The sequence below is a fragment of the Alcanivorax sp. HI0044 genome, from assembly GCF_001634945.1.
This window is the reverse complement of the sequence record NZ_LWEZ01001150.1, coordinates 1-7929: the sequence shown is the minus strand read 5'-3', so window position 1 is coordinate 7929 and position 7929 is coordinate 1. Positions and strand designations below refer to the sequence as shown.

Annotated in this window: 8 protein-coding genes and 1 pseudogene; 5 read left to right on the top strand and 4 right to left on the bottom strand. The window is 58.3% G+C overall.

All coding sequences use genetic code 11. From position 1 onward, the window contains the following. From A3730_RS14645 to A3730_RS14635, 3 genes and pseudogenes are all read right to left on the bottom strand, one after another. Positions 1-362: pseudogene (locus A3730_RS14645) on the bottom strand (ammonium transporter); the annotation flags it as partial. A gap of 153 nt (positions 363-515) precedes the next feature. Then, complete coding sequence (locus A3730_RS14640; protein WP_063518819.1) at positions 516-995, bottom strand: EVE domain-containing protein; 480 nt, start codon at positions 993-995, stop codon at positions 516-518. Next, on the bottom strand, positions 992-1366 hold the full coding sequence (locus tag A3730_RS14635) for a hypothetical protein (protein WP_063518820.1): 375 nt from the start codon (positions 1364-1366) through the stop codon (positions 992-994). The genes A3730_RS14640 and A3730_RS14635 overlap by 4 nt, the downstream gene beginning before the upstream one ends. A gap of 146 nt (positions 1367-1512) precedes the next feature. Between A3730_RS14635 and prmB the strand changes: the two genes are divergently transcribed. The 3 genes from prmB (at position 1513) to A3730_RS14620 (ending at position 4909) form a co-directional block, all read left to right on the top strand. Next, positions 1513-2442 (top strand): 50S ribosomal protein L3 N(5)-glutamine methyltransferase, encoded by a 930-nt coding sequence (prmB, locus tag A3730_RS14630; RefSeq protein WP_063538321.1) that lies wholly within the window; start codon positions 1513-1515, stop codon positions 2440-2442. 95 nt (positions 2443-2537) lie between these two features. Continuing rightward, the gene (aroC, locus tag A3730_RS14625; RefSeq protein WP_063538319.1) at positions 2538-3629 is read left to right on the top strand and encodes a chorismate synthase; all 1092 of its coding nucleotides are present in this window, start codon (positions 2538-2540) and stop codon (positions 3627-3629) included. Between the two features lie 134 nt (positions 3630-3763). Next, positions 3764-4909 carry an MFS transporter gene (locus tag A3730_RS14620; protein WP_063519627.1) on the top strand — a complete coding sequence of 382 codons (1146 nt, stop codon included), beginning with the start codon at positions 3764-3766 and terminating at the stop codon, positions 4907-4909. Positions 4910-4937: 28 nt separating this feature from the next. Here A3730_RS14620 and A3730_RS14615 read toward each other — a convergent pair whose 3' ends face one another. After that, the gene (locus A3730_RS14615; protein WP_082872387.1) at positions 4938-5813 is read right to left on the bottom strand and encodes a LysR family transcriptional regulator; all 876 of its coding nucleotides are present in this window, start codon (positions 5811-5813) and stop codon (positions 4938-4940) included. A 187-nt stretch (positions 5814-6000) separates the two neighbouring features. Here A3730_RS14615 and leuC point away from each other — a divergent pair, with 187 nt between their 5' ends. Next, the gene (gene leuC / locus A3730_RS14610; RefSeq protein WP_063519626.1) at positions 6001-7419 is read left to right on the top strand and encodes a 3-isopropylmalate dehydratase large subunit; all 1419 of its coding nucleotides are present in this window, start codon (positions 6001-6003) and stop codon (positions 7417-7419) included. An 11-nt stretch (positions 7420-7430) separates the two neighbouring features. Next, on the top strand, positions 7431-7929 hold a 499-nt coding region (leuD, locus tag A3730_RS14605), incomplete at its 3' end, for a 3-isopropylmalate dehydratase small subunit (RefSeq protein WP_063538317.1).

The window sequence follows — 7929 nt, the reverse complement described above, 5'->3', positions numbered from 1 at the left end:
GCGGTAGCCGCGAACATGATCTGGAAAAGGAGCATGGCCCAGGTACTGCCATCGGCCTGGTTGAGCATGAATTGGTCCTGCCCGAACCAGCCATTGGTGCTGGTGCCGAACATCAGCCCGAAACCCACGGCCCAGAACACCAGTGTGCCGACACACAGGTCCATGTAGTTCTTCATGACCACGTTCAGTGAGTTCTTCGCCCGGCTCAGGCCGCTCTCAAGCAGTGCAAAACCCGCTTGCATGAAGAACACCAGCGCCGCAGCGATAGCAATCCAGACTGTATCGGTGGCGGTCAGGGTGTCGGCGTTGGCGAACTCGGGAAGAATCAGCAGAGAAAGCCAGTGATAGCGTCGCAGCAGCATAGTGGTGAATCCCATTCGTCATTGGTGATGAGAAGAGGGGACTGCAACCGCTGTGCCAGCGCGTATAGCCGATAGAATCAGGGCTTCTTAGTTATTTTGTATTAACAGGCGCCCTGTTGTGGTGCTGAGGTTGTTTGTGGTGCGCGGGGTGCCCTATGCGGTGGCATCCACGGGCTGGCTTATCTGCCGGATAAGCTGGAGCTGTCGTTCAGATACTTTTTGCACCGACAGGCGAGGTCGCACCACCAGCTCCATGTCAGCAAATTCGGGGTGATGCTTGATCTGTTTCAGTGTTAATGGCTGAGGGTATAGGCAGGCAAACTGTATATCGGCCTGGTACCAGCGGGGCATCTCACGGGTGCTGCGTGGGTCATAGCCATCTGAAGCAGGGTCAAACTGGGTTGGATCGGGGTAGGGGGCGCTGGTTACGCGAGCTTCGCCAACGATGGCGGGCACCGCACAACTGGAATGGTAGATCAGCACCGTATCGCCGGCTTTCATTTCATCGCGTAGCCGGTTGCGAGCCTGGTAGTTGCGCACGCCATCCCAGCCACTGGTGGCATTTTTGCTGTTGCGCAGATCATCGATGCTGAAAGCATCCGGTTCTGTTTTTAATAACCAGATAGTGCTCACTCCTGAGGATGATGTTTGAGAAGGCACTCTTTGGCCTGGTTGATGCTGCCACAAATGTAAACGGGAAAGGCCGGCTTGTTAAGCTTCAACATCATATTGGCATAGGTACGGTTGAGTATACTTTCCAGGACCATGGCCTTGGCCTCGGTAATTTGCGCAAAATCCTCGCCACAGGAATAGCGCGCGGCGGTGTAATCCAGCCCTTTGATTTGGCCGACGTAGATGGTGAGCTGTTTACGCTGTTGGTGCTGATTGAACAAACGTAGCCGCTGCCGGTAAATGGACAATTGAACGCGCATATCCACCTGGGTGCCTTTCTTTAGCTCGACCAGGGCGAAGGGGCCCTCCTGCGTTACCGTAACCGCACTCATTACTGTCCCTTTACTGCAAGCGTGACAGGCTTTTATAACCGATTCTGTGCTAATCTTCAGCGCTTCTTTTTGCTGGTGTTCGTCAACGGTGCAGGATCAGGGGTGATCGGCGCAGTTGTCAGTAGCGTGTTGGTGGAGGTAGATGCGTGATCAGTTCGCAACAACAGAATGAGGCCATGGCCGCCCTGCAAACTGTCCGCGACTGTTTGCGTTTCGGCGAAAGCATGCTGCGCAGTGGCGGGGTGTTCTTTGGCCACGGTAACGATGACCCCTGGGATGAAGCCCTGGCGCTGTTGATGCATCAGCTGGCGTTGCCTCTACAGAGTGACCCTCGGATTCTCGATGCCCGTTTGCTGCCCTCTGAAATCAGTGGGTATGTGAGTCAACTGGTTAAGCGGGTGAATGATCGTGTCCCGGTTCCTTATCTGACCCATGAAGCCTGGTTTTGCGGCCTGCCGTTCTATGTGGATGAGCGGGTGCTGATACCGCGTTCGCCGCTGGCCGAGCTGATTGAGCAGTCCTTTACGCCCTGGGTCGATCCTGAGCGAGTGCATCGGGTGCTGGATTTATGCACCGGTAGTGGCTGTATCGCGATTGCCTGTGCCTACGCGTTTGAGCATGCGCAGGTGGATGGCAGTGATATCAGTGCCGAGGCCCTGGCCGTGTGTGAGGAAAACATCCAGCGTCATGGGCTTGGCGAACAGGTGCGGGCGCTACAATCCGATGGGCTGGCCGCGGTGGATGGCCCCTATGACCTGATTGTCTCCAACCCGCCCTATGTGGATGCCCAGGATATGGCGAATCTGCCAGATGAGTACCGCCATGAGCCGGAGCTGGCGCTGGCGTCTGGAGATGACGGTCTCGACTTCACGCGCCAGCTGTTACTGGATGCACCGGATCGGCTCACTGAAGACGGTGTGCTGATTGTGGAAGTGGGCAACAGTTGGGAGGCCATGCTGGCGGCTTGGCCCCAGGTGCCGTTTTTCTGGTTCGAATTCGAGCGCGGCGGGCATGGGGTGTTCATGCTTACCCGCGCACAGCTGCTAGAATACCGTGATGACCTGCTGGCTCATTGAGGCAGCCTTGCTGAAGAGCACCTTGTCAGCTTAAAGCGATTTAACGGGTTTTCGTGGCAGAGCATTGATTTCAATAATTTTTTAAGAGGGGCAGCATGTCCGGTAACAGTTTCGGTGAGCGTTTTCGCATTACCACCTTCGGTGAAAGTCATGGCCCCGCCCTGGGCGCTATCGTGGACGGTTGCCCCCCAGGCCTGGAAATCAGTGAAGCGGACCTGCAGGTTGAGCTGGACCGCCGTAAGCCGGGTACCAGCCGTTATACCACCCAGCGGCGCGAGCCGGATCAGGTAAAAATCCTCTCCGGGGTGTTCGAAGGCAAGACCACCGGCACGTCCATTGGCTTGCTGATTGAGAATACCGACCAGAAATCCAAGGATTACTCCAACATCGCCGGCACGTTCCGGCCTGGCCATGCGGATTACACCTACACCCAGAAATACGGTTTCCGTGATTATCGCGGCGGCGGACGTTCCTCTGCCCGGGAAACGGCCATGCGCGTGGCCGGCGGCGCCATTGCCCGCAAATTCCTGGAGCAGCGCCTGGGCATTCGTATCTATGGTGGCTGCACCCGGATTGGTGATGTGAAGGCCGAGTCCTGTGACTGGTCGGCGGTGAACAACAATCCGTTCTTCTTCCCGGATGAGAGCAAGGTGCCGGCCCTGGAAGACCTGATCAATGCACTGCGCAAAGACGGCTCTTCCATCGGTGCCCGCGTGGAAGTGTTTGCCGATGGTGTGCCGCCCGGTTGGGGCGAGCCGGTTTTTGATCGCATTGACGCGGATCTGGCCAAGGCAATGATGTCCATTAATGCGGTGAAAGGGGTGGAAGTCGGTGACGGCTTTGCCGTGGTGAATCAGCGCGGCGAGCAGCATCGCGATGAAATGACCCCGGACGGTTTTTTGAGTAACCATGCCGGCGGCGTGCTGGGTGGCATCAGCTCCGGGCAGACCGTTCGCGTGGCCATGGCGCTCAAGCCTACTTCCAGCATTCTGATTCCCGGCAAGAGCATCGGACTGGACGGTGAAGCTGCCGAGGTGGTGACCAAGGGGCGCCATGATCCTTGTGTCGGGGTCCGTGCTACGCCCATTGCCGAAGCCATGCTGGCTATCGTGCTGATGGATCATTATCTGCGCCACCGTGGCCAGAACGGGGATGTGGTGCCGCCGTTCGCACCGATTCCGGGCTGAGACAGCGCCAGACGCTGGAGGCTTGAGGCCAGACAAAGAAAACGAAAAGACGCTTTAGGCGAAGAAAGGCGGTTTTATGCTGATTAGCGTCAGGCGTCAGGCGTCACCCCAGTCAAGCGCAAGGTTCCTCTTTCATGCCCTATTATTGGCGCCTTTCCGGCTTCTACTTTTTTTACTTCGGTCTGCTTGGCACGTTGGTGCCGTACTGGTCTCTGTACCTGAAAGACCTGGGCTTCAGTGCGGCTGCCATCGGCGCTCTGATGGCCATTCCCCAGCTCACCAAAATCGGCGCTCCAAATCTGTGGGGCTGGCTGGCTGATCGTAGCGGCCAGCGCCTGCGTATCATTCGTGCCGGCAACCTGCTGGCGGCCATCGTATTCCTGCCCGTGTTCTGGGTGGATACGTTTTGGTCCATGGCCGCGCTGTTGGTGTCTTTCAGCTTCTTCTGGAACGCGGTACTGGCACAGTTCGAAGTGCTCACTCTGCAATCTCTGGGTCGCCAGTCCCACCGCTACAGCCATGTGCGGTTGTGGGGGTCGGTGGGCTTTATTGTGGCGGTGTTGGTGCTGGGTGAAGTCCTGGACCGGGCCGGTACGCAGGTGCTGCCCTGGGTGCTCAGCGGGCTGTTGTGGCTACTCTGGCTGGGAACGCTGACCCTGCCTGCGGGCAATGCACCGCGAGCGCAAGCCGGGGGGGAGGGAACATCAGTCTGGCAGATCCTGTGTCGCCCGGCGGTAAGCCTGTTTCTGGTGGCGGCTTTTTTGATGCAGCTGTCTCACGGGCCGTACTACACTTTTTACAGCATCTATTTGGAAGACCTGGGCTTCAGCAAGTTCATTGTCGGTTTGTTGTGGTCTCTGGGGGTGGTGGCGGAAGTCGGGCTGTTCCTGATCATGCATCGCCTGCTGGCACGCTTTCATATCCCCTGGCTTCTGGTGGTAAGCCTGCTGCTGGCGTCGCTGCGCTGGCTGATGATTGGTGTTGCTGGCGATGCCCTGTGGCTGTTGGCGCTGGCCCAGCTGCTGCATGCGGCCAGCTTTGGCAGCTTTCATGCCGCCAGTATTGCCTGGGTGCACCGTCAGTTTGGGGAAGCGCTGGCAGGTCAGGGGCAGGCGCTGTACTCCAGCCTGGGCTTTGGCGCTGGTTGGGCTGCCGGGGCGGGCTTGTCGGGGTTGTTGTGGCAGCAATGGGGCGTGCTGTTGTTTGTTGTGGCGTCTGCGCTGGCGGTGGCGGCGGCGGCGCTTTTGGTTGTCGGTGGCGTTACCCGCGCGCCCCGCTAGGCGGCTGAGGCCGCCGCCTGCCGTGTGTTCACATAACCTGGCTACGCAGGGCGCGCAGGAAGGCCTTCGCCGCGTTGGACTGGCTGCGGGCCGGGTGCGTGACGACACCCAGCTGGCGCTGCGGCAGTGGCGCATCCACAGGCAGCTGCACCATGCCCCGATCCACCATGGTGGCGGGCAGCACGCTCCAGCCCAGACCGATGGACACCATCATGTGAATGGTTTCCAGGTAGTTGGTGGACATGGCGATATCCAGCTTCAGGTTATGCTCATCGAACAGCCGCTCCACGATGCCGCGGGTAAAGGTGATCGGTGAAGGCAGGATGGCGCTGTGATCGGTGAAGGCTTCTAGGGTCAGGTTTTCCTGCTTCGCCAGCGGGTGTTCCGGTGCGCACATGAACACCAGTGGGTCGTTCCAGATGACTTCGCTGTGCAAGCGCTCATCCGGCTGCGGGGGCAGGGTGACCACCCCCATTTCCAGCTCCCCGTGCAGTACACCTTCCCAGGCTTCTTCGGAATCGATGAAATGGATGTCCAGCTTCACCAGCGGGTAATCCCGGGAAAACTGGCGCAGAACCGGTGGCAGTCTGTGCAGTCCAATATGGTGGCTGGTGCCGATTCGCAATTTACCGCCCACTTCTCCGGATAAATCGTGAATGGCGCGGGCCATGTCTTCCACGTCCATCAGTACCTGGCGTGCGCGCGGCAGCAGTGAGCGGCCGGCTTCCGTCAGTTGGATCTGGCGGCCCACACGATCAAACAAGCGGGCCTCAAGCTGTTGTTCCAGCAGGGCAATCCGTTTGCTGATGGCAGGCTGAGTGATGTACAGGCGCTCAGCTGCGGCAGAAAATGAGCCGGTTTCGGCAACGGCCATAAAGGCTGTTAGCGTTGGGGTGTCGATCATTCCCGGGGCATCCACAGTGTCGGTACAGGGGATAATAATTGGTTATCTTAAAAATGAAAAATATGAATTGGATTTATTGATGGCGTAGTTCTACATTAATTACCAGTGATAAACCAGCCCCAGTGATAAACCCGCCTGTAGTTGTGACAATACGCTGCGGCACTACGCTACGCTTCAGGAGAAAGGCATGGCAGGCAAAACCCTCTATGACAAATTGTGGGAAGCCCACCTCGTTACCCAGCGCGAAGATGGCTCTGCGCTGATCTATATTGATCGCCAGATCATCCATGAGGTGACCTCGCCCCAGGCGTTTGAGGGCCTGCGCCTGGCGGGTCGTCAGCCGTGGCGGACCAGTGCCAGTGTGGCCACCATTGATCACAACGTGCCGACAACCCCGTTCAAGAGTGCCGCCGACATCGCCGATGACACCTCGCGGATTCAGGTGCAGACGCTGCAAGACAATACCCGTGAATTCGGTATCACCGAGTTCGGAATTGGCGATGTACGCCAAGGCATTGTGCATGTGATGGCGCCGGAGCAGGGTGCTGTGGTGCCGGGCATGACCGTGGTCTGTGGTGACTCCCATACCTCCACCAACGGCGCGCTGGCGTGTCTGGCCCACGGTATTGGTACCAGTGAAGTTGAACATGTATTGGCGACCCAGACGTTGGTGGCCAAGAAAATGAACAATATGCGGGTCTCTGTTGAGGGTGAGCTTGGCCCCGGTGTGACGGCGAAAGACGTGGTGCTGCATATCATCGGCGTGATTGGCACCGCTGGCGGTACCGGCTATGCGCTTGAATTTGCTGGTAGTGCCATGCGCAGCTTGAGCATGGAAGGACGCATGACGGTCTGCAACATGGCCATCGAAGCGGGCGCCCGTGCGGGCATGGTGGCAGTGGATGATGTGACCATCGATTACGTGAAAGGTCGCCCGTTTGCCCCGAAAGGTGCCGATTGGGACAAGGCCGAGGCCTATTGGCGCACCCTGGTGAGTGACGCGGATGCCCAGTTCGACGCGCAGGTGGATATCGATGCGGCGGACATCAAGCCCCAGGTGTCCTGGGGGACCAGCCCGGAAATGGTGGTGCCGGTGGATGCCAGCCTGCCGGACCCGGCGGCGGAAAGCGATGAAGTCAAACGTTCTGGCATGACCCGCGCTTATGAGTACATGGGTTTGACACCGGGAATGGCGGTGACGGATATCAAGGTGGATCGTGTCTTTATCGGGTCCTGTACCAACTCGCGCATCGAAGACTTGCGGGCGGCGGCGGAAGTGGCCAAGGGCCGCCAAAAGGCGGGTAGCGTCAAGCAGGTGTTGGTGGTGCCGGGCTCTGGTCTGGTCAAGCAGCAGGCGGAGAAAGAAGGCCTGGACAAGGTCTTTGTGGCGGCAGGCTTTGAGTGGCGTGAGCCGGGTTGTTCCATGTGTCTGGCCATGAACCCGGACCGACTGGAAGCCGGCGAGCACTGCGCTTCCACCTCGAACCGTAACTTCGAGGGGCGCCAGGGTAATGGCGGCCGTACGCATCTGGTCAGCCCGGCCATGGCGGCAGCGGCGGCGGTGGCAGGCCATTTCGTTGATATTCGCGAACTCGATCAGGCATAAGGAGCAAAACCATGGAAAAGTTTGTGCGTCATGATGGTCTGGTTGCTCCGCTTGATCGTGCCAATGTGGACACCGACCAGATCATTCCAAAGCAGTTTCTCAAGTCCATCAAACGGACCGGTTTCGGGCCCAATTTGTTTGACGAATGGCGTTATCTGGACGAAGGCTTTCCGGGTCAGGACAACAGTGCTCGCCCACTGAATAAGGACTTTGTGCTGAATCAGCCTGTCTATCAGGGAGCCAGCGTTCTACTCACCCGGCGCAATTTTGGCTGCGGTTCCAGCCGTGAGCATGCGCCCTGGGCGTTGATGGATTTTGGCTTCAAGGCGATCATCGCCCCGAGCTTTGCCGATATCTTCTACAACAACTGTTTCAAAAACGGGTTATTGCCCATCGTGTTGTCGGAGGATAACGTGGAAGCCCTGTTTCAGGCTGTTAATGGCAAGGAAGGCTATCGGATCACTATTGATCTGGAAGGCCAGCAGGTGATCCCCGAAACCGGTGAGCCGC

Excerpts from the sequence above, each read along its gene's own strand:
- A3730_RS14635 (WP_063518820.1), bottom strand. The coding sequence starts at position 1,366 with ATGAGTGCGGTTACGGTAACGCAGGAGGGCCCCTTCGCCCTGGTCGAG.
- aroC (WP_063538319.1), top strand. The coding sequence starts at position 2,538 with ATGTCCGGTAACAGTTTCGGTGAGCGTTTTCGCATTACCACCTTCGGT.
- A3730_RS14620 (WP_063519627.1), top strand. The coding sequence starts at position 3,764 with ATGCCCTATTATTGGCGCCTTTCCGGCTTCTACTTTTTTTACTTCGGT.
- A3730_RS14615 (WP_082872387.1), bottom strand. The coding sequence starts at position 5,813 with ATGATCGACACCCCAACGCTAACAGCCTTTATGGCCGTTGCCGAAACC.
- leuC (WP_063519626.1), top strand. The coding sequence starts at position 6,001 with ATGGCAGGCAAAACCCTCTATGACAAATTGTGGGAAGCCCACCTCGTT.